Raw genomic sequence first — 25,276 nt, 5'->3', positions numbered from 1 at the left:
TAAATTTGTTTGATTTGATTTTAGTTCGACGCAAAAAAAGTTAATAACTCCTAATCTTACGTTAACGCAATGTTAACAAATTTTTGTTGTTCTCTCACTATCAGACATTAGCTTTAACAAAAAAAGCCCCCCTATTTTTAGGGGGGCTCTATAGAATAAAATATGTTTTTATTTCTTAGAAGCTATATTTTACAGCCATGTTCCAAGTTGTACCATTACCAAAGAATACACCGTAGTTATCTCTTTGAGTAATATACTCGTGATCTAAAACATTATAAATGTTACCAAACACCTGGATTTTATCACTTCCTAAATCGAAAGTATAACTTGCTCCAAAATCAACTAAAGAGTAAGAATTTAATTGTTCTGGCTGATAAGTTTCCCCAGCTAAAGAAGTTTCTGCAACATCTTCAACATCTACTAAACCGTATAAGTTGTCATAATAGTTCCAGTTAGCAGATAAACTGAATTTTCTAGAAATCACATCGTAATCTACTCCTAAACCAGCAGAGTTTTGTGGAGCACCTCCAACTTTAGTTCCAGAAAGATCTACATTAAGTTGATCTACAAATTCTGAATTATCGTTGTTACGGATTCTTACAGGAGAAGAACCATCATATTCCCAGTTACCAGTTGTTGCATAACCGCGAATTGTAAGATCTGTAATTGGCTTCCATTTTAAATCTAATTCTAATCCCTGGTGAACCTGTGCGATATCACTAAATAAGAAAGCAGCATTTTCAATATTATTACCGTTTCCTTCATAATTACCACCAAAGTTTAAGAAACGATTTTCCCATGTAGTATGATAAGCATTAAAGCTAACAGTAAAGTCATTAGTTTCAAAACGGTATCCAGCTTCAAAACCGGTAATTTCTTCATTATCCACTTCAGGATCAGCAAACATTGTATTATCATCATAACTTGGGAAAATATTATCCAAGAATGGTTGTCTAGAATATTTACCAGCATTACCAAATACAGTATGTCCTTCAGCAAAAGTATAAGAAGCACCAGCCTTTACATTGTAACCAAATTTGTTTTCAGTTTCAGACGCTCTTTCAGCAGCAAAGTTTCCACGATCGTAACGTTTGTAAGATTGATTTGAAATTGCTCCCTGAGCGAATACAGAAAATACGTCGTTTGCATATTCAAATTGTCCAAAAACACCTTGGTAGTTGATATCTTCAGAATAATCATAATCGATACGCTCACCCTCATCTGCATAATCAAATAAAGCACTCCATGGATTTGCATCAAAAGTAGCTGTTACAACATTGTTTGCATTTCCACCAAAGTTTTCTCTAACACCGTTTAATCCTAAAGGATCTACGATTTGACGGAAGTGATCTCCTTTGTAAAATCTAATATCTGCTCCTACGTTTATTGTGAAGTTTTCTAATCCTGTAAATTCGTAGTTAGTTACACCACCATACCATGCGTGGTTGTTTACAGAAGCACGTAGGATCGTACCATCGTATCCAGACTGGTAACCATCAGCTACAGACCCGTTAGATTCGTTTACGATATAATCCCAATCTACAAGACCATTTCTTGTATATGCTCCTTCTGGCATAGAATCAATTCCATTATCAATATATCCAGGACCATTACCGTAAGTTCCTGTTCCTCCTCCACGTCCAAATGAAGCATATAATACGGTAGAAAGGTTTGAAACCTCACTCATATCCCAATCCCAGTTTAGGTTGATAACTGGTTTATGATAGTAGTTTCTTCTAAATGATAAATACTCACCATTTCTAAAACCGTAGTTATTATTGTATTTTAAACCATACTCATCATAAAGTTCTGTGTCTTTAGAGTAGTTTTGATCGTGCCATTGAGGAGCACCAGTAATCAAGAAGTTGAACGTATGATCTCCTGCTTTTTTACCTACAGAGAAGAAATAGTTTTGTCCTTCTCCTTTAGTACCATCTGCCCATTTGCTGTGCGCTCTCCAGTAATCAACTAAGAAAGAGAATCCCCATCCATTATCATTCATTCCTGTATCATAAGATGCAGTACCTTTTACGAAACTACCGTTACCTACTAAGAAACGTGCAAAACCACCTTCTTTTCTGTTAGTAGCTTTAGTTACGATGTTTACAGTACCTCCTACTGAAGAAATTGCTAATTTAGAAGATCCTAAACCTCTTTGTACCTGTACCGCATTAGCGATATCTGTAATACCAGACCAGTTAGACCAGTACATGTTACCATCTTCCATTCCATTAATTGGTTGACCATTTAAAAGGAATGCAGTGTTACTTTGATCGAAACCACGTACAAACATTTCTGAATCACCAAATCCTCCAGATTCAGCAGTTACATATACGTTTGGAGTATTTTTTAATACTTGTGGAAATTCTACGTTACCAACAGATTTTTGCTGAATTTCAGCTCTGGTTACTGTAGATACAGCGATAGGAGTTTGTCTATCGTCTTCTAAGTCGATTACTCCAGATCCAATAACTACTACTTCTGAAAGTGCATCTGCATCTGGTGCAATGGTAAGATTCCCAAGGTCTAAATCCCCTCCGGAAACATCAAATTTCACATCCTTTCTTCCGTAACCAACGAAGGTAATTCTTAAAGTTCCGGTAGCTGTTTCAGCATCAATAGAAAAGTTTCCGTCAAAATCGGTAGTTGTACCATTGTTAGTTCCTACTACCATTACAGTTGCTCCTGGCAAAGGAGAATTCATTTCAGCATCTATTACCGTTCCAGTAATAGTCCCCTGTGCAAAAACTGTTGCTGCAAATAACAGCGTCAATAAGGTAAATAATTTCCTCATGAGTTAGTTTGTTTGTTTTTATTTTGAGTTATGAAGCAAAAGAAATTAATTCTTGATTGCAGTGGTTTAACCCAATGTTAAGAATTAATTCTTTTAACAATCGCTGGCGAAATTATAATAATTTGAATAGGAATGAAATAAACAGCAAATAACGAAAAGGTTATAGTTAACAAAACTTAAATTTTAACACAATTTCTTCAAAAAAAACAAAAAAGCACCCCAAAATGAAGTGCTTTTTAAATTATCTTAAAAATATGTTAATTACTTATCCAAGAAGAACTTTAGTAAACTACTTGTTGAAGAATCATGATTATCTACCTCTTTACTATCGATATCTTTTAAAATAGTACTTGCTAATTGCTTTCCTAATTCTACTCCCCATTGGTCATAACTAAAGATATTCCAGATAACACCCTGTACAAAAATCTTATGTTCGTACATAGCCACTAACTTTCCTAAACTCTCTGGTGTAAGTTTATTTATAAGGAAAGAAGTAGTAGGTTTATCTCCATCAAACAATTTGAATGGCAATAATTCTTTAATCTCTTCTTCGCTTGTCCCTTTAGCAGAAAGTTCTTCTCTTACTTCTTCCTCGGTTTTTCCCTGTAGCAAGGCTTCAGTTTGCGCAAAGAAGTTTGCCATTAGTTTATTATGGTGATCTTTGTCATCAAATAAAGACACTTTAAAACCTATAAAATCAGCAGGAATCAATTTAGTTCCCTGGTGAATTAACTGGAAGAAAGCATGCTGAGAGTTTGTACCAGGTTCACCCCAAATAATTGCACCAGTTTGGTAATCTACCTTATCGCCATTACGATCTGTACTCTTACCGTTACTTTCCATTACTGCCTGCTGTAAATATGCAGGTAATCTATGCAGATATTGTGTATAAGGAATAATTGCTTCGCTTTCTGCTTTGTAGAAGTTATTATACCAAACACTTAAAAGACCAGCTAATACCGGAATATTATTTTCGAACTCAGTTTCTTTAAAATGTTCGTCCATTTTTTGAGCTCCACTTAGCAAAGCATCAAAATTAGGGTATCCAATCGCTAAGCTAATAGAAAGTCCAACAGCACTCCAAAGTGAGAAACGACCACCAACCCAATCCCACATTGGGAAAATATTGTCTTCATCGATACCAAAATCTTTTACTTTTGGCACGTTACTAGACACTGCTATAAAATGTTTAGAAACTGCTTCCTCTGGAGCAGTTTTCATAAACCAGTTTCTTATTGTGGTTGAATTTGATAAAGTTTCCTGAGTAGTAAAAGACTTAGAAACAATTACAAAAAGTGTAGTTTCAGGATTAAGATCCTTGATAGTTTCGTGAACATGATCACCATCTACATTAGAAACAAAATGAACATTAAGATGGTTCTTGTAAAACTCTAATGCTTCAGTTACCATTACCGGCCCAAGGTCTGAGCCTCCAATACCAATATTTACAACATCTGTAAATGCTTTATCTGTATATCCTTTTCTAATTCCCTGAATAACTTCAGAAGAAAAAGCTTTAATTTTTGCTTTCACTTCTTCAACTTCGGTCATTACATTTTCACCATCCACTTTAATTTCCGCATTCTTAGAAGCTCTTAAAGCAGTATGTAAAACAGGTCTTCCTTCAGTTTGATTAATGGCCTCGCCGCCAAAATAAGCATCCATCGCTTCTTTTAAACCACACTCTTTAGCAAGTTCTAAAAGAAGTGACTTCGTTTCTTCAGTAATTTTATTCTTACTAAAGTCTACATAAAAATCTTCCCACTTAGTGGTGAATTTTGCAGCACGCTCCCTATCGTTCTCAAAAAGTGATTTTAAAGACTGGTTTTTAGTCTCGTTATAATGAGCTTCTAATTTTTTCCAGGCTTCGGTTTTGGTTGGATTAATGTTTTTCATTTTTCAATTTTTTATTGCGAAAAACTTAGTAGAAAAAACCACCAAATCTTACACATTAATCTTGGTTTTAGATATTTTTATAAGGTATACTATCAAGTTCTGTTTTTAGCGGCTCTATAAAAGCATAATAATCATCTTTTTTAGCATCCTCAATTTTCTTAGCTGTTGGTAAGTTTTGGCGATAAGGGTCTACCTGTTTCCCATTTACCCAAAACCTATAACATACGTGCGGCCCTGTGGCCAATCCTGTACTCCCTACAAAACCTATCACATCTCCCTGCTTAACAGCCTGGCCATTTCTTACATTTCGTTTGCTCATGTGAAGGTATTGCGTTGTATATTTTCCATTATGGCGCACTTTTACATAATTACCATTTCCAGAAGTATAACTTGAGGCTATTACCACACCATCTGCCGTAGTTTTAATAGGTGTCCCGGTGGGTGCAGCATAATCTGTTCCTAAATGCGCTTTCCATCTCTTTTGTACCGGATGAAATCTTCTTCGCTGATATCTGGAAGAAATTCTACTATAATTAAGCGGAGCCTTTAAGAAAAAGCTCTGCAAAGCTTTTGCTTCTTCATCATAAAAACTTGCCTGGCCGGTTATCGTATCAGTTTCGTAATTAAACGCATAAAAAGGACGATCTGAGTGTTTGAAAACAGCTGCTTCTACACTTTCTACTCCAGCAAAAATAGTATCGTCAATATATTTTTCGTGATAGATCATTTTAAATTGATCTCCCTTCTGAAGTTTAAAGAAATCGATACTCCATTGATAAATATCTGACAATTGATAAACCAGTAAATTACTTAATCCCTGTGCCTGCATGGCTTCAGAAAGTGATGAAGTTACTACTCCAGAAACTTCCCTTCTTTTTATCGAAACTGGCTTTTTAGCTTTAAACGCTGAAATGCTATCGCCAATATTTAAAACCGTATAATTGATCTTATCATTTTGGTATATAAAATGAAGCGGAGTTTTGGCTGAATCTTTTGCTTTTAAAATAAGATACTTCTTACCAGCCGTAATTCTAGCCGGATTAAAAGTATCTTTTACTTTTTCTGAAATTTCAAAAACTTTACCACGATCTACACCGTGACGATCTAGGATGTACCCAAAATTATCCCCTCGCTCTATCGTATCTACAACAACATCAAAATCATCCAGAACAAAGCCATATTCTTTTACGACCGGCTTAGGTGCTGGTTTCTTAGTTTCTGCTACAGCTTGTTCTTTTGTGTCTTCCTTGCATCCCGCAAAAACTAATAACAGCAGGAATAAAAAACTAAATTTCTTCAATTTCTAATTCTTATTTTCAGTATTAAACATGTGGTTTACCCATTCTTTGCCCCATTCTTCGTGCTCTTCTTCACTCCACAATTCAGGAAAAAAAGATATTTTTTGAAATCCTGGTGGTAAAAACTCTTTCCAGTTTGTTCCTCCAGTTGCTTTTATCGTTTTGTTTCCTTTATCAAGATGCCTGTATGCTGCACCAATATGCATCAACAACCAGTTAACGTTAACGCTACTATCAAAAGTACGTAATGCCTTAATTAATTTTGGATTGTTTTTTTCTGAAGCAGCCAGGCTTTGATAACGGCCATACAACGTCTTTCCTTTAACCTCGTTAGCAATTCTTAAAAAGCGGGGCGTATATCTTTTTTCGAATTGTTTTAAGGTTAAGGTTTTTTCACCGGTTTTTAGGTCTATACCACCTTTTTTCCAGTAAATATTATCAAATAACTCTTCTACCGAATTTTCTAAATTGAAATGTTTTCTAATCTTATGCTCTACAAGATTTTCAACCGGAGTAGAATAAAACTCGATCATTCTAAACTGAGCCGACTGGAAACCGCTTGCCGGTAATAAGGCCATTCGGAATTGCAAAAACTGTTCGCGCTCCATTCCTTTAATCATTACATCAAAAGAATTGATAAGTACTCTAAAATAACGAATCATCCTATTCAGCTTCTCAATAAAATAAGAAGCGGTTAAATTAGGATTTTCGATTACCTGCTTTTGCTCGTGTATAATGAGCTTAAAATATAACTCGGTTATCTGGTGATAGGTTAGAAAAATTTCTTCGTCTGGAAAATGTGTTTCTGGTTTTTGCAAACTCAGTAATGTATCCAAACTTATATAATCCCAGTAGGTTAAATAACGATCGTATAGCAAACCATCCAGATAAGAACCCATATCCTGACCAGAATTTCTGAATTTCTCTTCCAGTAATTCTATTCTCTCGGCTATTTCTGGTTTAATTTCCATGTTAATCTACGATAATCCTGAAGGGATATTTTAGCCCTTTGTAAGCATCAAGATCTGCATCGAGAGATCCTACTGCAAGATCGGCTTCGATTTTTAAAGGCACTTTATTTTTATCGTCACTTACCCAAAAGGTAAGGCTCTCCTGCTCTTTAAAAACTCTACCTGCCATCACGTAAGGCCTAAACTTAAGCGCATTTACTTTTCCAAACTTGGTTTTTATCACTTCCCTACCCAAAAATTTAACCTTAAAATCCATATTTTCATCATCGATAAAAAGGTTAAGGAAAATTTCGTGACCAGGTTGCAGCGCCTCCTCATTTATATTGCTGCGAAGATAGTAAAATGCAGACAACATATCGTGGATATTTTCCTTCGTAGAGTAGGTCTTTTTCTTATTATGCTTTCTATCATGAACATAGGCCGTATTCGATTTATGATCAAAATCGATCTCTAAATCCTTAGTATGCCCACCTTCGTCGATTTGACGTATAAATTTATAAGGATGCCCGGTTTTACGATCAATGTAAGTTTCGTAATTATCGTTTACTTTAAAAAACCAATGCAACATCCCGGTAGATTTACCTTCTCCCACCACATGAAATACAGGCTTACTATTTAAATATTCTTCATTTACCTGAAGTGTCGCATAGCTTGCATTAAAAGGCCCGTAATGAATCCTGAATTTAAACCACTCACCCGCATCATAAGCAGTTTGAGCTTCGTGCGAAGTAAGCGCAAAAAAGAAGAGAATTAATGTAATCGTAAGTCTTTTAATCATTGGTTTAAATTTGAAATAGTGTTTCTTAAATGACTATCTTTTAAGTAGATTTACAATTACTATTCCAAATGTATCAAAACAAAAAACCCCATCAAATTAATGACGAGGTTTTTTGTCTTATTAACCAACTAAAACTTAAATTATGAAAAAACAAATTTGGTAACCACTCCAAAAATGCGAGCGCAAAATTCTGCATTTAATCCAATTAAAAAAAGCCAAAAATAAACTTTAACTAAAACATTGATTTTTAGACAAAGAAGAGGCTTTTAATTTCGGTAAACCTTAATAAATTCTAATTAATTTAGCGTTCCTCGCAAATCCTGCTCTCTTTCGATAGCTTCAAACAAGGCTTTAAAGTTCCCTTTTCCAAAAGATTGCGCTCCTTTTCTTTGTATTATTTCAAAAAACATAGTTGGCCTGTCTAAAACCGGCTTGGTAAAGATCTGTAATAAATAGCCTTCATCATCACGATCTACCAATACTCCCAGTTCCTTTAGCGGTTCTAGATCTTCATCGATCTCACCAACACGATCTAACAGATCGTCATAATAAGTTTCTGGAACATATAAAAATTCTACCCCGCGATCACGCAAAGCTGTTACTGTTTCTATAATATTATCTGTAGCTAAAGCGATATGTTGTACCCCAGCGCCATTATAAAAATCAATATATTCTTCGATCTGTGATTTCTTTTTTCCTTCTGCTGGTTCGTTTATAGGGAATTTAATTCGCCCATTCCCGTTACTCATTACCTTACTCATTAAAGCCGTGTAATCTGTAGAGATGTCTTTATCGTCAAAAGAAACCATTTGCGCAAACCCCATCACTTTTGCATAAAATTCGCACCATTTATTCATCTCGTTCCAACCTACATTACCTACCATGTGGTCGATATACTTCAATCCGGTTTCTGGAGATTTTGCAAGCGGAGCATAAGTTCTATAACCCGGCAAAAAAGCTCCTTCATAATCACCTCTTTCAATAAAAAGATGAATAGTCTCTCCATAAGTATGAATTCCAGAGATCACTACTTTACCATGTTCATCTTCCAGCTCATAAGGTTCTACATAACTTTCTGCTCCTCTTTTGGTGGTTTCTTCATAACTTTTTCTTGCATCATCTACCCAAAGTGCCACAAATTTTACCCCGTCACCATGTTTATCGATATGCGCATTTATTTCTCCGGAAGGTTGTAGCGGCGAAGTAAGTACGATCCTGATTTTTCCCTGCTGCAACACATAGGATACGCTATCCTTTCTTCCGGTTTCTAAACCAGAATAAGCCACCGGCTGAAATCCCCAGGCATGCTGATAATAATATGCAGCCTGCTTTGCATTCCCAACATAAAGCTCTACAAAATCTGTCCCCAAGATGGGAAGAAAATCTTCTGCTTCAGGAATTACTTTTTCTAATTGTAAGGATGAATTATCTTTAGACATAATCTTAATATTCGTTATTTTTTGAATGTTTTTTATTTCTCCTGGTCTTCTAGCCAGGATCTATAATAGGTTTCATCTGCAATGGCCATCGCATCTTCGGTAAGTTGTAAAGGCTTAAACGTATCTACCATTACTGCTAATTCTTCGGTTTCGGTTTTACCAATACTTCGTTCTACGGCTCCCGGGTGCGGCCCATGCGGAATTCCAGCCGGGTGCAGCGAAATATGTCCCGCTTCAATATCATTTCGGCTCATAAAATCGCCATCTACATAGTAAAGCACCTCATCACTATCGATATTACTATGGCTGTACGGCGCCGGAATACTTTCTGGGTGATAGTCGTATTTACGCGGACAAAAACTGCAAACTACAAAAGCATCGGTTTCGAAAGTTTGATGTACCGGTGGCGGTTGGTGAATTCTACCTGTAATAGGTTCAAAATCGTGGATTGAAAACGCATAAGGATAGTTATATCCATCGTAACCCACCACATCGAATGGATGTGTAGCGTAAACCGTATCAAAAATATCGCCCTGCTTTTTGATCTTGATTAGAAAATCGCCTTTTTCGTTATTGGTTTCTAACTCGTACGGCTGCCTAAGATCGCGTTCACAAAATGGCGAATGTTCCAATAGTTGCCCAAACCAGTTTCTATATCTTTTAGGCGTGTAAATTGGGCGCCTGGATTCCACAATAAATAGTCGGTTTTCCTCAGTATCAAAATCAATTTTATAGATCGTACCACGCGGGATTAGCAAATAATCACCGTATTTAAAATCGAGATTCCCTAAATGTGTTCTTAATTTCCCGCTCCCTTTATGAATAAACAAAAGCTCATCACTATCGGCATTCTTATAAAAATAATTATCGGTAGATTTTTGTGGCGCTGCCAGAATAATATCGACATCACTATTAGTTAGAATAACTTTTCTACTTTCTAAATAATCCCGTTCTGGCATTACCTGAAAACCTTTTAGACGATAAGATTTTAAATTATTTTCTTTTGAAATTACAGGTTTTACGCTATAATTTTTTTTTACTTCCTTAACCTGCGTAGGTCGCTGCTCGTGGTAAGATATCGAAGACATTCCATCAAAACCAATAGTTCCAAAAACCTGTTCGTAATAAAGGCTTCCGTCTGGCTTTTTGAAGATCGTATGTCTTTTATGTGGAATCTTACCTAACTTATGATAAAAAGGCATAATTAAATATTTAATTAAACTACTTCTCTGGTAGTTAAAATTATAAAATTATCAATAAAAACTATATAAAATTAACTAATAATAAATTTATAGAAAATAAACGTATTCTTTCTTAAATGAAATGTAAAACTAAACACCAATAACTTAAATTAGCCTGTAAGCATTAAGCTCCAATTCCGAATAATTTATTAAAGCCATCGCATGAGTGATATTAAACTTGGAATCTTAGATCAATCTGTTGTTCGCACAGATTCCTCTGCTATTTCAGCAGTTCAGGAGACCATCGAAACTGCTATTCTTGCTGAAAAGCTAGGGTATCATCGCTTTTGGATTTCTGAACATCATAACTCTACCTTCATCGCCGGCTCTACTCCAGAAGTTTTAATGGCAAGATTAGGGGCTGAAACTTCACAAATTCGACTAGGAAGTGGCGGAATTATGCTGCCCAATCATAGTGCTTTTAAGGTGGCTGAAAATTTTAGAATGTTAGAAGCGCTTTATCCGGGAAGGATAGACCTTGGAATTGGTCGCGCACCCGGTGGCGATGGCATTAGCGCCAGCCTTTTAAATCCTTCGAATACATTTCAGGAGGAAGATTATATTAAGCAACTTCAGCATTTAGATCACTTTTTTAAGGATAACGCGCAGGTTAATGCTTCTCCTATTTATGCGATTCCGCAGGTTAAAACAATTCCGCAGCAATGGATTTTAAGCAGTAGTGGCGGGAGTGCAAAAATCGCGGCCGACTTAGGTTTAAATCTTGCTGTGGCCAAATTTATAAACGGAAGTGTTTCTCCTAATGTGGTAGAAAGTTACCGAAAACATTTTACGCCTACGGAAGATCGCCCAGAACCCAAAGCGCTAATTTCTTCGTTTGTAATGTGTGGTGAAACCGAAGATGAAGCAAACCAAATGCGCAAGTATATCGATTATATTTTATTGCAATTCGATAAAGGAAATTACCAAAATCTCCCAGCTTTCGAGGATATTCGAAATCACCAGTTCACCTCTTTCGAAAAACAGCGCTTACATTATAATGCCGGTCGAATTATTTCTGGAACTCCAGATCGTGTAAAGGAAAAAATCGTCAATTTAGCGAAGGATTTTGATGTAGATGAAGTAATTATTTCTACGATGAGTTTTAATAAAGAATTGCGCTTGCGAAGTTTTGAGTTGGTTGCTGAAGCTTTTTCAATGAATAGCCTTTTTTGAAGCATTCTTTTTCTTCCAGATTCTTTGCATAAAAACAAGACTTAAAAATGCTAAAGTATAGGCCAGCATATCCAGCCAATCGAAAGAAGATCCTAAAATCATATCTGTAAATGTAGATTTTGGGATTCCAAGAATCTTTAAAATTTGTACATATTGCAAGATCTCGATAAGATATGCTACAAGTAAAACGAAAACGGCAAGTTTAATTTTTTGCCACTTGTAAAAGCTGAGCAGGAAATAATAGATCAAAAAAACAACCAGATAATCACCAAGAACATTCCGTATAAAACCACCATTGATAAACCTGGCGATTAAAAATTCGGTTATAAAAAGTGCCAACGCAGTTAGAAAGTATTTTAGAGAGAAGCGCATTAGAACCAGAAACCTAAACTAAAAAACCACTGACTTTCTTTTATTTCTGGTGAATACGAGTATTTCACTTCCATAGGACCAAGAAAGGTTTCCATCCCGTAACCCAAAGCATAACCCGTATAATCTGGCATCGACAACCAGTTTCCCGAAGAATAAAGATCGTTCTCTACATTCGCAATATTACCGCTTAAAGTGATGTGATTATTTTTAAAAATTTCTACATCTGCTTCAACAAGACCTTTTATATAACTATCCCCGCCAAGACTAATAAAATCGTACCCGTAAAAAGGAACCATGTTATTAATAAGGTTATTTCCGTAGCCACCTAAAAGAAAATCGAGTGTTCGCTGATCGCTTGGACCAATTTTAAAACCGGTTTCAGAAAAAAGCCTGAAACTAAGATTTCTAATTGGCGTAAAAACATATCCAATCTTTCCTTTTGCGATAGAGAATTCAGTAAAATCGTCGATAGAAGAAAATGGGTAAATATGAAAATCCCCATGAAAATAAAATCCACGTTTGGGATAATATTTATTATCGAAAGAATCATACTTTAAATACCCAAAAGCACTATAATAATGGTTATTCTCGAACTCGGTTCCAGGAACATCCACACCTTCTTCACTACTATTAATAGTTTCCGAAGAAATTTTTAGATACTTATGTTCGGCTCCCATTCCCAATGAAGCTACCTGCTTAAATAAAGTCTCGACATAAAATTGATTGGTAAAATCCTTAAAATCGATATCTATTCGATTAATATTGAAATCATTCCCGTTAATTTGATCTTCTACCAGCGCATAATCTACCGGTGTATCAAAAGAATTAAACCTGGATTTTATACCGATACTCCAATAATATCCTTTATCGATATAATACTGAAAGTTATACCGAACATTTTCTCCTACAATTAGATCTAGAGACGTAACATCGTTGGTAAAAATCGAACTTTTTCGGGTTAAATTTACCAGTGCTGCACTACGATACAACTCATCGTAATGCAAAGCCAGCTTTAAAAAAGTTTTATTCTCGCTTTCATCCAAATTAATATTTAAAGCATAAGTTTCTACATCGTCCTGAGTAAGAAAGTAATTGATTTTATCAAAATTTCCTGTTGCCGATAAAAAATCGATACCCTCATTAATTTGTGAAAGGCTAAATTTTCCTGGGGTTTGTAATCTAAGCCTCCCAATAATAAAGGAGCGTGGATAATTAGTATTTCCGGCAAGTTGAATTCGGCTTAAATTAAGCGTATCAATAATTTTGCGTTTATAAGGTTTTGGATGCGATTTTTGTTTTAAAGCAAGTTGTTTTAATGCTGAAATTCGCTTATTTCCGGCCACTTTTCCAGAATCGATAATCGCCGCACCTTCTTCAAAAGACATGATCGAAAAACGACCAATATCGGGACGAATATAAATATCGGTAAGCGGAATCTTATGCTTCATATCATTGATCGTCCTGAAGTTACTTACCTGCGTAAAAATATCGAAAACTCCTTTTAGATCTTTACGATTAAGTAATGAATCCTGAACATCTACACCAATCACCACATCGGCACCGCGGCGGCGCAACTCCTCTACCGGGTAATTATTTACCACTCCGCCATCGATAAGCAACCTGCCATCAATTTTTACGGGAGCAAACAGTGACGGAATCGCACCACTGGCTGCGACAGATTTTGCCAACGAACCTTTATCAAGAATAATTTCTTCACCGGTCTCTACATCTGCAGCCACACAAAAAAAAGGAATGGGTAATTTTGAAAAATCCTTTTCATCTTCCAGATGCACGGTTAAACCAGACATCAAATTATAAATATTTTGCCCTTTGCTTAATCCCGAAGGAAATCCTACTTTAAAATGATCGAAAGGAAGCGTAAGCGCATACCGCTCTGTATTCTCCTTTTCATAAAACGTCATCGATTTTCGTGGAATTTCATCCTGAATAAGAATATTGAAATTGGTATTTTTAACGATCGAATCTAATTCGGTCGCAGTATAACCTGAAGCGTATAATCCACCAATAATTGCTCCCATGCTGGTACCAGCAATATAATCGATATGCACACCGGCTTCTTCTATAGCTTTTATGGCACCTATATGCGCTAAACCTTTTGCTCCTCCTCCACTCAAAACAAGCCCAACCTTTAATTTTTCTTCCTGAGAAAAACTAAAAAGTGAACTACAGAAGAACAGGATGCAAAAGATTTTTTTCATTTATTCTGAAGATTCTGAATGATAATAATCGTAAACAATTTTAGCCTTAGCACTTCCCACAACATCTGCCAGTGATTTTTCTGAAGCTTCTTTTACTCGTTTTAAGGATCTGAAGCTCTTCAACAACTCTACCACCGTTTTTTCTCCAATTCCTTTAATGGACTCCAGCTCTGTATTCAACGCAGATTTACTACGTTTATTTCGGTGGAAAGTGATTCCAAATCTATGCGCTTCATCTCTTAACTGCTGAATGATCTTTAAGGTTTCCGATCTTTTGTCCAAATACAATGGAATTGGATCTCCTGGATAAAACAGTTCTTCTAGACGTTTAGCAATACCTACTATCGCAATCTTGCCTCGCAATCCTAAAGTTTCTAGGGCTTTCACGCCACTACCTAACTGTCCTTTACCTCCATCTACAATAATAAGCTGCGGCAGTTCTTCACCTTCATTTAAAAGACGTTTGTATCGCCTAAACACCACTTCTTCCATCGAAGCAAAATCGTTAGGACCTTCAACAGTTTTGATATTAAATTTACGATAATCTTTTTTACTTGGTTTCCCATTTTTGAAAACTACGCAGGCGGCCACCGGATTTGTCCCTTGGATATTCGAGTTATCAAAACATTCGATATGGCGTGGTTCTACACTTAAACGTAAATCTTCCTTCATTTGTGCCATTACGCGATTTACATGACGATCTGGATCTACGATCTTCATCTGCTTAAATCGCTCCTGGCGGTAATATTTGGCATTACGCTCAGATAACTCTACAATCTTTCGTTTATCACCAAGCTTGGGCACGGTGACTTTTACTTCATCGCCGGCATCTACTTTAAAAGGAACGTAAATTTCAGGTGATTTTGAATTGAACCGCTGCCTAATTTCAGTAATACCAAGTTCCAGTAATTCTTCGTCTGTTTCATCTAATTTCTTCTTCATTTCTATGGTATGCGACCTAATAATCGAACCATGCATTAACTGAAGAAAATTCACATATCCATAACCCTCATCACTAATTACAGAAAACACATCTACGTTATTAATCTTAGGATTTACAACCGTAGATCGCGACTGGTAATTTTCTAAAACTTCAATCTTATTTTTTATTCGCTGCGCATCTTCAAACTCCATATTCGCAGCATGCTCCTGCATTTGCTCTCTAAACTGGCTAAGCGAATCTTTAAAATTTCCTTTTACGATTTGCCGTATGTGATCGATATTTCGGTTATACTCTGCTTCGCCCTGGTAGCCTTCACAAGGACCCATGCAATTCCCTAAATGATATTCCAGGCAAACCTTAAATTTGTTTTCCCGAATTTTATCCTCAGCAAGATCATAATTACAGGTTCGCAGTTTATACAATCCTTTAATTAGATCCAGCAAAGTGTTTACCGTTTTAAAACTGGTAAACGGTCCATAATATTCACTCCCATCTTTTACTAATCTTCGGGTAGGAAAAACACGTGGAAAACGCTCATTTTTTATACAGATCCAAGGATAGGTTTTATCATCCTTCAGCATTACATTAAAACGCGGCTGAAGTTTTTTAATTAGGTTATTCTCTAACAGCAACGCATCAGTTTCCGAAGAAACAACGATATGCCGTATTTCGTGAATCTTTTTTACCATCACACCAATACGATGGCTATCGTGGCGCTTTGTAAAATAAGAAGTTACTCGTTTTTTAAGGTTTTTAGCTTTACCCACGTAAAGAATCTTCCCGTTTTTATCGAAATATTGATAAACACCGGGACTATCGGGCAAAGTCTTTAATTGTACATCCAGAGCAGGTATTTCCATCACTTCAAATTTAAAATATCTTTGGGGCTAATGAGAAGATTTTCGATAAAAATTGAGGTAATTTTTATACGCTTAGTTCGATCAATTTTTATTTCTGAATCTCGATTGTATTACTGAAATTCGCAGTTTTAAAGGTATTTTATAATTCCTTAAAACTATAAAACATTTATTTTGGCTATCTTGGGTATATGAGCGAGAGCAAAAAAACAATTATTGGACGTTTTGATAAAGCAGATTTCCCTGTTTTAGATCTCGAAGGAATTTCGGTAAAAATCGATACCGGCGCTTACACATCTTCGATTCACTGTGACGAAATTGTAGAAAAAGATGAAGTTTTATACTGTAAATTTCTAGATGAAGAGCACGAGCAATACAACGGTAAAGAATTCATTTTTAAAGACTACGATATTATTTTTGTTCGCAGCAGCAATGGGATGATCCAGAAGCGCTACCAGATCGATTCTAAGATTAAGCTTTTTAATAAAACTTATAAAATTTCGCTTTCTTTGTCTTCACGCCAGGAAATGCGTTTCCCTGTTCTTTTAGGACGAAAATTTTTAAGCAACAAATTTATTGTGGATCCACAACTAATTGATTTATCATTTAACAATCAACACCAAACAAATGAACATTAAAATCCTTTCCAGAAATTCGCAACTATACTCAACAAAACGACTTGTTGAAGCGGCCATGAAACGCAAACACACCGTAGAGGTTGTAGACCCTTTAAAGTGTGATATTGTGATTGAAAGGAGAAACCCTAACATCTATTTTAAGGGAAAATATATAAAAGATGTAGATGCTATTATCCCAAGAATTGGTTCTTCGGTTACTTTTTATGGTACTGCGGTAGTTCGCCAGTTCGAAATGATGGGTGCATTTACAACCACAGATAGCGAGGCTTTAGTTAGAAGTCGCGATAAATTAAGAAGTTTACAGGTACTTTCTCGCGCTAAAATTGGTCTTCCAAAAACAGTATTTACTAATTATTCCAGAGATGTTTCAGGAGTTATTAGTCAGGTTGGCGGGCCACCATTAGTTATTAAATTGCTAGAAGGAACACAAGGTGTTGGTGTTGTTCTTGCTGAAACCAAAAATGCAGCCGAATCTGTTATCGAGGCATTTAATGGTTTACAGGCTCGTGTAATTGTACAAGAGTTTATCAAAGAAGCGAAAGGTGCAGATATTAGAGCTTTTGTAGTAGATGGTCATGTAGTTGGCGCGATGAAAAGACAGGGTAAAGAAGGAGAATTCCGCTCTAACCTGCATCGTGGTGGTAGCGCAGAATCTATCGAGCTTAGTGACGAAGAAGAAATCGCAGCGGTAAAAGCTACTAAAGCCATGGGGCTTGGTGTTGCCGGGGTAGATATGATACAAAGTTCTCGTGGACCTTTAATCCTTGAAGTAAATTCTTCACCAGGTTTAGAAGGCATCGAAAAAGCTACCGGAAAAGATATCGCTAAAACCATTATTCGATATATCGAAAAACACGCCTAATTTAATTTATGCCTCAAATCACCAAAGACAACGTCCTGGAAATTCTGGGAAAAAAGATCCTACCCGGTAAAAGCGCCACAATTAACCTTAATATGGCGAAACTTTATACCACAACTTCTGTTGAAGTTCCTGTGATTATAGAGCGCTCTAAAAATCCGGGACCTGTGGTTTTAATTACTGCGGGTATTCACGGTGACGAGCTTAACGGGGTAGAAATCGTAAGACAATTAATAAGTAAAGAAATCAATAAACCTAAATGCGGCACCACTATTTGTATTCCGGTGGTGAACGTTTTTGGTTTTTTAAATATGACGCGAGAATTTCCCGATGGTCGCGACCTAAATCGTATGTTCCCGGGAACAAAAAACGGATCGCTTGCCGGTAGATTTGCATTTCAGTTCGTTCAGGAAATTTTACCAATTGCAGATTTTTGTCTGGATTTTCATACCGGTGGTGCAAGCCGTTTTAACGTAGCGCAGATCCGCGTTAAAAAAGGAGATAAACATAGTATCGAGTTAGCGAATATCTTTAAAGCGCCGTTTACCATCGTTTCTACGACGATTACAAAATCCTATCGTGAAACCTGTTCTAAAATGGGCATCCCTATTCTACTTTTTGAAGGTGGGAAATCTCAGGATAGCAACAAAGAAATCGCAAGACAGGGAGTTGAAGGCACTATGAGAATCTTGGACCACCTGGATATGTTAAAGTCTAGATTTGAACTTCCAAATGCGCATACCGAGCCAATTTTGATTGAGAATACCACCTGGATGCGTGCAAAATATAGTGGACTATTACATCTTAAAATTCCATGCGGAAAGTTTGTTGAAAAAGGTGAATATATTGGAACGATCACAGATCCTTATGGAAAATTTAGGCATAAAATAAAGTCCAGAAACCAGGGTTATATTATTAATGTGAACGAAGCTCCTATCGTGTATCAGGGTGATGCTATTTTTCATATTTCAACAGCTTCAAAAGTGACCGATGAATAAAACCGAACTGCGTAAAAAATACAAGGCTTTACGTACCGCCCTTTCTACGGAAGCTATTGAAGAATTCAGTTTAGAGATCGCTAATAATCTGCTGAAATTAGATGTTTGGGAGGGTGATTTTTATCACCTGTTCTTAAGTATTGCTGAACAAAAAGAGGTGGACACCGAATTTATTTTACATATTCTTCAGGGGAAGGATAAAAATGTGGTAATTCCCAGAACTGATATTGAACACAATAACCTGATCAATTATTTACTTACCGAAACTACCAAAATCAAAAAAAACAGGTGGAATATTCCCGAACCTGTAGATGGCATTGAAATTCCTTCAGAAAAAATAGACGTGGTTTTTGTGCCTTTACTTGCTTTCGATAAAAATGGCCATCGAATTGGTTACGGAAAAGGTTATTACGATAAATTTTTAAGCACCTGCAAACCCGATATTATTAAAATAGGACTCTCATTTTTTGAAGCTGAAGAGGCTTTCGAAGATGTTTACACCAGTGACATTCCGCTTGATTATTGCATTACTCCCAAACAGGTGTATAGATTTTAGAGTTTAGAATATAGACCGCTTCGCTTTTAGAATTCTTCAATTTGAAAATGTGGTAATGTGATGATTTGATAATTGCTATTATTCTGTATCAATTTCTTTTCAGAAAATAGGATACAGCAGAAGAAATCAGGATTGAAATATCAATATAAATTTTTAATGAAGAATTCTTATCATTTCGAACATGCAGCCGGCAGCAAGCTTAATTCAGCATTTCATAAGGCTGATAGCTGACCGCTAAAAGCTTACAGCTAGTAAGACTAGCATATCTGTAAACTCTTCACCGCTCAATGCTAACTAACTACTCTTTCTCTTCTTTCGGGAAAGCTCTTTTATTAAATAACAGTAGTAAAACCACTCCAATACTTATCGAAGAATCGGCAATATTAAAAACGGGCTCAAAAAATGTAAAGAATTTACCGCCCCAAAAAGGAATCCAGTCTGGCAAGTAACCTTCATATAAAGGGAAATAAAGCATATCTACCACTTTTCCGTGAAAAAGTGTTCCGTAGCCACCACCTTCAGGTAAAAAGGTCGCTATTTTGTTATAACTGTCGCTAAAAGTTATTCCGTAGAAAACAGAATCGATGATATTTCCAAAAGCACCGGCAAAAATTAACGCGATAGAGGTAATTAAAATTCGGCTTCCATTTTTCTTAACCGAATCTACCAACCAGTAACCAATACCAAAAATTGCCACTAATCTAAAAAGGGTAAGCGCTAGTTTACCGTATTGTCCGGGAATTTTGGTTCCCCAGGCCATACCTTCGTTTTCAACAAAAAGGATTCTAAACCAGTCAAAAACTTCAACTTCGCCACCAAGTTTAAAATGTGTTTTGATGTAAATTTTAGAAATCTGATCGATTAAAAGAACTATAAATATTATTAGGCCTGCTTTCTTTAAAGACATTTCTTTTTTTGTTAAAAACGCACCAAAAATACTAATATTATTTAGTTTTTCGCACGCTTATGTCACCATTAATTGAAGTTAGTTTAATTTGATGCATTCCGTAGAGATTTTTATCCACCAAAACTTTACCATGCCTGCTATTTGCTATTATTTCTCCGGAAACAACTTCAGCATCAATATCACCTTTATAGGTATTTATTCTTGCATTTCCTTCAAAATCCTTCAAATTACAATAACCACGCTGCAAATTAGCTGAAAAACTCTCGAATTTTCCAGAAACAATCAAAGAAGCCGAATTAGAGCTAATAATCAGTAACTTATTTTCAGGCAAATAAAGATCTAATTCTAGCGAAAACACCTTATGAGCACTTAGTTTATCAAATCCTCCCACTAATTGCTCTGGATACTGAGTTTCGATAAAAAGCTTATCATTTTTAAGGCTGGTTTTTAACCTAATGTCATTAAAATACTCACCTTCAGAATGGGTTTTGTATTGTAAAGTCTCACGATTTTCACTAATGATATTGATTTTAAAAACCTCATCTGCATCGATAACAACTTCATTAAAATCTGAAGTTAAGATATTTTGCGTGTCTTTCTGAGCAAGCATAAAAAGCGTGCCTATAAAAAAACACATTAAAAACATCGAATATCGATTAGCTATTTTCATACTATTTATAGAACAAAAAACGCTCCTTAAAATGGGAGCGTTTAATTTTCGATTAAATAATTTCTTGTTACACCGGGCTTATTTATTAATAAATAAACAAGCCTGGTTAAAGCGTAAAATATTTTATCGTTGCATATTTTTAGCCTCGATACTTAAAGTGGCATGGGGAACCAGCTTTAAACGCTCTTTATTAATTAATTTTCCGGTAACGCGGCATACGCCATAAGTTTTGTTCTCTATACGCATTAAAGCGTTTTTAAGATCACGAATAAATTTCTCCTGGCGAATTGCCAATTGAGAGTTTGCTTCTTTACTCATGGTTTCACTACCTTCTTCAAATGCCTTGAACGTTGGGGACGTATCGTCTGTACCGTTGTTCCCGTCGTTTTTATAAGCATTTTGGTAAATCTCTAGTTGTTCTTTGGCTTTGGCGATCTTGCCCTGGATTAGCTCCTTAAATTCGGCCAATTCTGCATCGCTAAAACGCTCTTTTACTTCGGTTGACATAAGCTGCTTAGTTTTTTGTGATTAATAATTTTGTAGTAACATCGTCAAATTCGACATCTACTCCATCTTTTACTACCTCTGCAAGTTCGAGCGTTGCAGTTAAAGTTTCGGTTTTGATATAGGTTATATTGTTATTCACAGCATCCTCGACAATGCCGTCCTTTTGTAGGGTCACATTAATAGTATCTGTCACTTCAAATCCATTATCTTTTCTCATATTCTGGATTCGATTTACCAATTCTCTCGCCACTCCTTCTTTTTTGAGCTCTGGCGAGATATTAACGTCTAGTGCAACAGTTATATTGCCACTGCTTGCCACAAGCCATCCTTCGATATCCTGAGAAGAAATTTCAACTTCATCGATGGACAAAATAATCATTTTTTCATTTACTTCGACATTTATTTTACCCTCTTTCTCAAGGATAGCAATGTCTCCCGCATCAAATTGATTGATCTTGTTTACCACCGGTTTCATTTCTTTTCCAAAACGTGGACCAAGCACCCTAAAGTTAGGTTTAACCTGCTTAACAAGTATTCCTGAAGCATCGTCGATTAACTCGACTTCTTTTACGTTTACTTCAGATTTTATAAGATCCTGTACTGCTAAAATCTCTTCTCCCTGCTCTTTATCTAAGATTGGGATCATAATTCGTTGCAGTGGCTGTCTTACTTTTATCATTTCTTTTTTACGTAAAGAAAGCACCAAACTTGAAATTGTTTGCGCCTTTTCCATCTTACGCTCTAAAGATTTATCTACAAATTTTTCGTCGAAAACTGGGAATAAAGCGGTGTGAACCGAATCGTAATTCTCTTTTTTCGTCGTGTTATTCAAATCTTTATACAAGGCATCCATAAAAAATGGAGCAACAGGAGCACCAAGCTTAGCTACAGTTTCCAAACAAGTGTATAAAGTTTGATATGCTGAAATCTTATCCTGCTCGTAATCGCCTTTCCAGAATCTTCTTCGGCTTAATCTAACGAACCAGTTACTTAAGTTTTCCTGAACAAATTCTGAAATTGCTCTTGTGGCTCTTGTTGGTTCGTATTCAGCATAAAACTTATCTACTTTCTGAATTAGCGTATGTAATTCTGAAAGAATCCAACGATCGATTTCCGGACGTTCTTCTAAAGCAACATCTGCTTCAGCATAGGTAAAGTTATCGATGTTTGCATATAATGTAAAGAACGAATAGGTGTTGTAAAGTGTACCGAAGAATTTACGGCTTACCTCACCAATTCCTTCAATATCGAATTTTAGGTTATCCCAGGGATTCGCGTTAGAAATCATATACCAACGCGTAGCATCTGGACCATAAACCGATAAAGTTTCGAATGGATCTACGGCGTTTCCAAGACGTTTGGACATTTTTTGCCCGTTTTTGTCTAAAACCAGTCCGTTTGAAACTACATTTTTATAAGCAACATCATCAAAGGTCATGGTCGCGATCGCGTGAAGAGTATAGAACCATCCACGGGTTTGATCGACACCTTCAGCAATAAAATCGGCTTTACGCCAGTCTTTTTCTACTTTTTCTTTATTTTCGAATGGGTAGTGCCATTGTGCATACGGCATAGAACCAGAATCGAACCAAACATCGATAAGATCTGCTTCACGCTTCATTGGCTTCCCGGCATCAGAAACCAACGTGATCGTGTCTACCACATTTTTGTGAAGATCTACATTAGCGTAATTTTCTTCACTCATATCACCGATTTTGAAATCGGCAAAAATATCTTTTTCCATCACTCCGGCTTCAACAGCTTTGGTGATCTCTACTTTTAATTCTTCTACCGATCCAATGATCTTTTCTTCTCTACCATCTTCGGTTCTCCAAATTGGTAACGGAATTCCCCAATATCGGCTTCGGGATAAATTCCAGTCGTTCGCATTGGCAAGCCAGTTTCCAAAACGCCCTTCTCCCGTAGATTTTGGTTTCCAGTTGATTCCGGTATTCAGCTCGTGCATACGATCTTTAACATCGGTCACCTTAATGAACCAAGAATCTAATGGATAATATAAAATTGGCTTATCGGTACGCCAACAGTTTGGATAACTGTGTACGTATTTTTCAACTTTAAAAGCCCTGTTTTCCTCCTTCAGCTTAATCGCGATTTCTACATCTACAGATTTCTCTGGAACTTCAGCATCATCATAATATTCGTTCTTCACATATTTGCCGGCAAATTCGCCCATTTCTGGTCTAAATTTCCCCTGAAGATCTACTAAAGGCACTAAATTATCGTTCTCGTCTTTCACCAACATTGGCGGAACCGGCGGTGTTGCCTGTTTTGCAACCATAGCATCATCTGCACCAAAAGTTGGCGAAGTATGTACGATCCCGGTACCATCTTCTGTAGTTACAAAGTCTCCGGAAATTACTCTAAATGCATTTTCAGGATTCTCGAAAGGCAAGGTATATGGCAATAATTGCTCATACTGGATACCTACAAGATCTTTTCCAATATAAGTTTCGCCGATTAAGAACGGAATATGTTTATCTCCTTCTTTATAAGCTTTCAGCTCTTCTTCGCTTTCTACTTCTTTAAATTTCTTATCGAATTGTTTACGTGCCAATTCCTTAGCCGCAACAATCGTAATAGGCTCAAACGTATATTGATTATAAGTTTTAACCGTTACATATTCGATCTTTGGCCCAACAGTAAGTGCGGTGTTTGATGGAAGCGTCCAAGGAGTAGTTGTCCAGGCAATAAAGAAAACATCTTCTGCATGCTCGCTTAAACCAGCCGGCAATGTTTCTTTTTTAGTTTTAAACATTGCGGTAACCGTAGTATCTGAAACATCCTGATACGTCCCCGGTTGGTTAAGCTCGTGAGAACTTAAACCTGTCCCCGCTTTTGGAGAATATGGCTGGATGGTATAGCCTTTATAAATAAGACCTTTGTTGTAGATCTCTTTTAAAAGATACCAAACCGTCTCCATATATTTTGGCTTGTAGGTAATATAAGGATCGTCCATATCTACCCAATATCCCATCTTCTCGGTAAGGTCGTTCCAGATATCTGTATAACGCATTACCGCATTTTTACAAGCCTCGTTATATTGCTCTACACTAATTTTAGTGCCAATATCTTCTTTGGTGATCCCAAGTTCTTTTTCTACGCCAAGCTCTACCGGAAGACCATGAGTATCCCAACCTGCTTTACGTTTTACCTGAAATCCTTTTTGAGTTTTATATCTACAAAAAATATCTTTGATAGATCTTGCCATCACGTGGTGAATCCCCGGCAATCCGTTAGCCGATGGTGGCCCTTCGAAAAATATGAATGGCTTTTCACCTTCACGTGAATTTATGCTCTTTTCAAATATTTGGTTTTCTTTCCAATACTTTAATGTCTCCTCTGCAACTTTTGGCAAGTCAAGTCCTTTATATTCAGGGAACTTTGTGCTCATTTCCTCAAAATTTCTAATGATGTGCGAAAATAAGGAATTTTGCTAAAACAGCGGTCGGTATCTGCTTAAATTACCCATTCTTAGGAATTTTAATCTAATGGTAAAACCGAATTAAAGAAAACGTAATATTTATAGCGGTTTTTTCTTTTGTTTTGAATATAGTTTTGAGTTAACAGTTCACGGTTTACAGTTATTTTAGCTGTCAGCTTCAAGCGATCAGCTATTGGCTGGATTTTATCCTGAAGAAGAGTGTCATTTCGACTGAAGCGTAGCGCAATGGAGAAATCTATTTAGATATAGTTTCGAAAAAGATCTCTCCACTACGCCTGCCTGCGGCGAGGCTTGGTCGAGATGACGAAAAGTTCACGGTTTACTGTTGACAGCTTTTAGCTATTAGCGTTCAGCTTTCAGCGAAAATTAACTTCTAAATTATATAATCTTGAATTTCATTCTTTTTGAAATTCTGACTAAGATCCACTTCTCGATACAATTGCTCCTAAACTCGCAATCACTCGAAGTGACAAGTTTTTGTAATCAAAATTCAACATAAAAAATATCTATTCTCTCTAGTCTAGACTCTAATACCTAAAAGCGAAGCGGTCTCATGCCTAAAATCTAACAGCGCAACGGGCTACAGCTTATAAGCGATTTTCAAAAGAACGGTTCTTGGTTGTAGATAAACACGACTATCGGTAACGATGAATTCTGAAAAGGAATTTTCTCTTCGGAAGTTGGCATCCAGCATATT

At 36.4% G+C, this 25,276-nt stretch carries 19 protein-coding genes; 5 read left to right on the top strand and 14 right to left on the bottom strand.

The annotated features are described in order from the left end of the window. Nucleotides 1-175: 175 nt before the first annotated feature. From IIF7_RS07370 to IIF7_RS07340, 7 genes are all read right to left on the bottom strand, one after another. Complete coding sequence (locus IIF7_RS07370; RefSeq protein WP_084841047.1) at nucleotides 176-2,794, bottom strand: TonB-dependent receptor; 2,619 nt, start codon at nucleotides 2,792-2,794, stop codon at nucleotides 176-178. Between the two features lie 261 nt (nucleotides 2,795-3,055). After that, nucleotides 3,056-4,690: a glucose-6-phosphate isomerase gene (gene pgi / locus IIF7_RS07365; protein WP_084841046.1), complete on the bottom strand. Its 1,635-nt coding sequence runs from the start codon at nucleotides 4,688-4,690 to the stop codon at nucleotides 3,056-3,058. 67 nt (nucleotides 4,691-4,757) lie between these two features. Further along, nucleotides 4,758-5,990: a peptidoglycan DD-metalloendopeptidase family protein gene (locus IIF7_RS07360; RefSeq protein ID WP_084841045.1), complete on the bottom strand. Its 1,233-nt coding sequence runs from the start codon at nucleotides 5,988-5,990 to the stop codon at nucleotides 4,758-4,760. A 3-nt stretch (nucleotides 5,991-5,993) separates the two neighbouring features. Further along, nucleotides 5,994-6,959 (bottom strand): tryptophan 2,3-dioxygenase family protein, encoded by a 966-nt coding sequence (locus IIF7_RS07355; RefSeq protein WP_084841044.1) that lies wholly within the window; start codon nucleotides 6,957-6,959, stop codon nucleotides 5,994-5,996. Nucleotide 6,960: 1 nt separating this feature from the next. After that, nucleotides 6,961-7,737, bottom strand: coding sequence for a DUF3108 domain-containing protein (locus IIF7_RS07350; protein WP_084841043.1), 777 nt, complete (start codon nucleotides 7,735-7,737; stop codon nucleotides 6,961-6,963). 296 nt (nucleotides 7,738-8,033) lie between these two features. Beyond that, on the bottom strand, nucleotides 8,034-9,176 hold the full coding sequence (gene hppD, locus IIF7_RS07345; RefSeq protein WP_084841042.1) for a 4-hydroxyphenylpyruvate dioxygenase: 1,143 nt from the start codon (nucleotides 9,174-9,176) through the stop codon (nucleotides 8,034-8,036). A gap of 32 nt (nucleotides 9,177-9,208) precedes the next feature. Next, nucleotides 9,209-10,378, bottom strand: a complete 1,170-nt coding sequence (locus IIF7_RS07340; RefSeq protein WP_084841041.1) for a homogentisate 1,2-dioxygenase — start codon at nucleotides 10,376-10,378, stop codon at nucleotides 9,209-9,211. Nucleotides 10,379-10,579: 201 nt separating this feature from the next. Between IIF7_RS07340 and IIF7_RS07335 the strand changes: the two genes are divergently transcribed. After that, entirely contained in the window at nucleotides 10,580-11,590 is a 1,011-nt protein-coding gene (locus tag IIF7_RS07335; RefSeq protein WP_084841040.1) for an LLM class flavin-dependent oxidoreductase, read from the top strand. Here IIF7_RS07335 and IIF7_RS07330 read toward each other — a convergent pair. Genes IIF7_RS07330 through uvrC form a run of 3 tightly spaced genes read right to left on the bottom strand, consistent with a single transcriptional unit; the run spans nucleotide 11,570 to nucleotide 15,984 of the window. Further along, entirely contained in the window at nucleotides 11,570-11,929 is a 360-nt protein-coding gene (locus tag IIF7_RS07330; RefSeq protein WP_176218919.1) for a ribosomal maturation YjgA family protein, read from the bottom strand. The two genes, IIF7_RS07335 and IIF7_RS07330, sit on opposite strands and share 21 nt — an antisense overlap. A gap of 32 nt (nucleotides 11,930-11,961) precedes the next feature. Further along, a complete protein-coding gene (locus tag IIF7_RS07325; RefSeq protein WP_084841038.1) occupies nucleotides 11,962-14,181 on the bottom strand; it encodes a patatin-like phospholipase family protein in 2,220 nt (739 codons plus the stop codon). Further along, the gene (gene uvrC, locus IIF7_RS07320) at nucleotides 14,182-15,984 is read right to left on the bottom strand and encodes an excinuclease ABC subunit UvrC (protein WP_084841037.1); all 1,803 of its coding nucleotides are present in this window, start codon (nucleotides 15,982-15,984) and stop codon (nucleotides 14,182-14,184) included. A gap of 188 nt (nucleotides 15,985-16,172) precedes the next feature. Here uvrC and IIF7_RS07315 point away from each other — a divergent pair, with 188 nt between their 5' ends. Genes IIF7_RS07315 through IIF7_RS07300 form a run of 4 tightly spaced genes read left to right on the top strand, consistent with a single transcriptional unit; the run spans nucleotide 16,173 to nucleotide 19,032 of the window. Beyond that, nucleotides 16,173-16,619, top strand: coding sequence for an ATP-dependent zinc protease family protein (locus IIF7_RS07315; RefSeq protein WP_084841036.1), 447 nt, complete (start codon nucleotides 16,173-16,175; stop codon nucleotides 16,617-16,619). Further along, nucleotides 16,609-17,481, top strand: a complete 873-nt coding sequence (rimK, locus tag IIF7_RS07310) for a 30S ribosomal protein S6--L-glutamate ligase (protein ID WP_084841035.1) — start codon at nucleotides 16,609-16,611, stop codon at nucleotides 17,479-17,481. Before IIF7_RS07315 ends, rimK begins: the two co-directional genes overlap by 11 nt. An 8-nt stretch (nucleotides 17,482-17,489) precedes the next feature. Next, nucleotides 17,490-18,476, top strand: a complete 987-nt coding sequence (locus IIF7_RS07305) for a succinylglutamate desuccinylase/aspartoacylase family protein (RefSeq protein ID WP_084841034.1) — start codon at nucleotides 17,490-17,492, stop codon at nucleotides 18,474-18,476. Beyond that, complete coding sequence (locus IIF7_RS07300; protein WP_084841033.1) at nucleotides 18,469-19,032, top strand: 5-formyltetrahydrofolate cyclo-ligase; 564 nt, start codon at nucleotides 18,469-18,471, stop codon at nucleotides 19,030-19,032. The genes IIF7_RS07305 and IIF7_RS07300 overlap by 8 nt, the downstream gene beginning before the upstream one ends. Before the next feature lie 298 nt (nucleotides 19,033-19,330). On the opposite strand, the gene IIF7_RS07295 is transcribed toward IIF7_RS07300, so the two are convergent. The 4 genes from IIF7_RS07295 to ileS form a co-directional block, all read right to left on the bottom strand. Then, nucleotides 19,331-19,939, bottom strand: coding sequence for a lipoprotein signal peptidase (locus IIF7_RS07295; RefSeq protein ID WP_084841032.1), 609 nt, complete (start codon nucleotides 19,937-19,939; stop codon nucleotides 19,331-19,333). 37 nt (nucleotides 19,940-19,976) lie between these two features. Then, on the bottom strand, nucleotides 19,977-20,609 hold the full coding sequence (locus IIF7_RS07290; RefSeq protein ID WP_139801286.1) for a DUF4097 family beta strand repeat-containing protein: 633 nt from the start codon (nucleotides 20,607-20,609) through the stop codon (nucleotides 19,977-19,979). Nucleotides 20,610-20,732: 123 nt separating this feature from the next. Beyond that, a complete protein-coding gene (locus IIF7_RS07285; protein ID WP_013069690.1) occupies nucleotides 20,733-21,116 on the bottom strand; it encodes a TraR/DksA family transcriptional regulator in 384 nt (127 codons plus the stop codon). Between the two features lie 7 nt (nucleotides 21,117-21,123). After that, a complete protein-coding gene (ileS, locus tag IIF7_RS07280) occupies nucleotides 21,124-24,528 on the bottom strand; it encodes an isoleucine--tRNA ligase (RefSeq protein WP_084841030.1) in 3,405 nt (1,134 codons plus the stop codon). Nucleotides 24,529-25,276 lie beyond the last annotated feature (748 nt).

The organism is Zunongwangia atlantica 22II14-10F7 (genome assembly GCF_002094855.1).
GTDB lineage: Bacteria > Bacteroidota > Bacteroidia > Flavobacteriales > Flavobacteriaceae > Zunongwangia > Zunongwangia atlantica.
This window is presented reverse-complemented; position numbering and strand designations above follow the sequence as displayed.

Excerpts from the sequence above, each read along its gene's own strand:
- IIF7_RS07370 (WP_084841047.1), bottom strand. The coding sequence starts at position 2,794 with ATGAGGAAATTATTTACCTTATTGACGCTGTTATTTGCAGCAACAGTT.
- pgi (WP_084841046.1), bottom strand. The coding sequence starts at position 4,690 with ATGAAAAACATTAATCCAACCAAAACCGAAGCCTGGAAAAAATTAGAA.
- IIF7_RS07295 (WP_084841032.1), bottom strand. The coding sequence starts at position 19,939 with ATGTCTTTAAAGAAAGCAGGCCTAATAATATTTATAGTTCTTTTAATC.
- IIF7_RS07325 (WP_084841038.1), bottom strand. The coding sequence starts at position 14,181 with ATGAAAAAAATCTTTTGCATCCTGTTCTTCTGTAGTTCACTTTTTAGT.
- IIF7_RS07305 (WP_084841034.1), top strand. The coding sequence starts at position 17,490 with ATGCCTCAAATCACCAAAGACAACGTCCTGGAAATTCTGGGAAAAAAG.
- IIF7_RS07350 (WP_084841043.1), bottom strand. The coding sequence starts at position 7,737 with ATGATTAAAAGACTTACGATTACATTAATTCTCTTCTTTTTTGCGCTT.
- IIF7_RS07335 (WP_084841040.1), top strand. The coding sequence starts at position 10,580 with ATGAGTGATATTAAACTTGGAATCTTAGATCAATCTGTTGTTCGCACA.
- ileS (WP_084841030.1), bottom strand. The coding sequence starts at position 24,528 with ATGAGCACAAAGTTCCCTGAATATAAAGGACTTGACTTGCCAAAAGTT.
- IIF7_RS07315 (WP_084841036.1), top strand. The coding sequence starts at position 16,173 with ATGAGCGAGAGCAAAAAAACAATTATTGGACGTTTTGATAAAGCAGAT.
- IIF7_RS07300 (WP_084841033.1), top strand. The coding sequence starts at position 18,469 with ATGAATAAAACCGAACTGCGTAAAAAATACAAGGCTTTACGTACCGCC.
- IIF7_RS07290 (WP_139801286.1), bottom strand. The coding sequence starts at position 20,609 with ATGAAAATAGCTAATCGATATTCGATGTTTTTAATGTGTTTTTTTATA.
- hppD (WP_084841042.1), bottom strand. The coding sequence starts at position 9,176 with ATGTCTAAAGATAATTCATCCTTACAATTAGAAAAAGTAATTCCTGAA.
- IIF7_RS07355 (WP_084841044.1), bottom strand. The coding sequence starts at position 6,959 with ATGGAAATTAAACCAGAAATAGCCGAGAGAATAGAATTACTGGAAGAG.
- uvrC (WP_084841037.1), bottom strand. The coding sequence starts at position 15,984 with ATGGAAATACCTGCTCTGGATGTACAATTAAAGACTTTGCCCGATAGT.
- IIF7_RS07340 (WP_084841041.1), bottom strand. The coding sequence starts at position 10,378 with ATGCCTTTTTATCATAAGTTAGGTAAGATTCCACATAAAAGACATACG.
- rimK (WP_084841035.1), top strand. The coding sequence starts at position 16,609 with ATGAACATTAAAATCCTTTCCAGAAATTCGCAACTATACTCAACAAAA.
- IIF7_RS07285 (WP_013069690.1), bottom strand. The coding sequence starts at position 21,116 with ATGTCAACCGAAGTAAAAGAGCGTTTTAGCGATGCAGAATTGGCCGAA.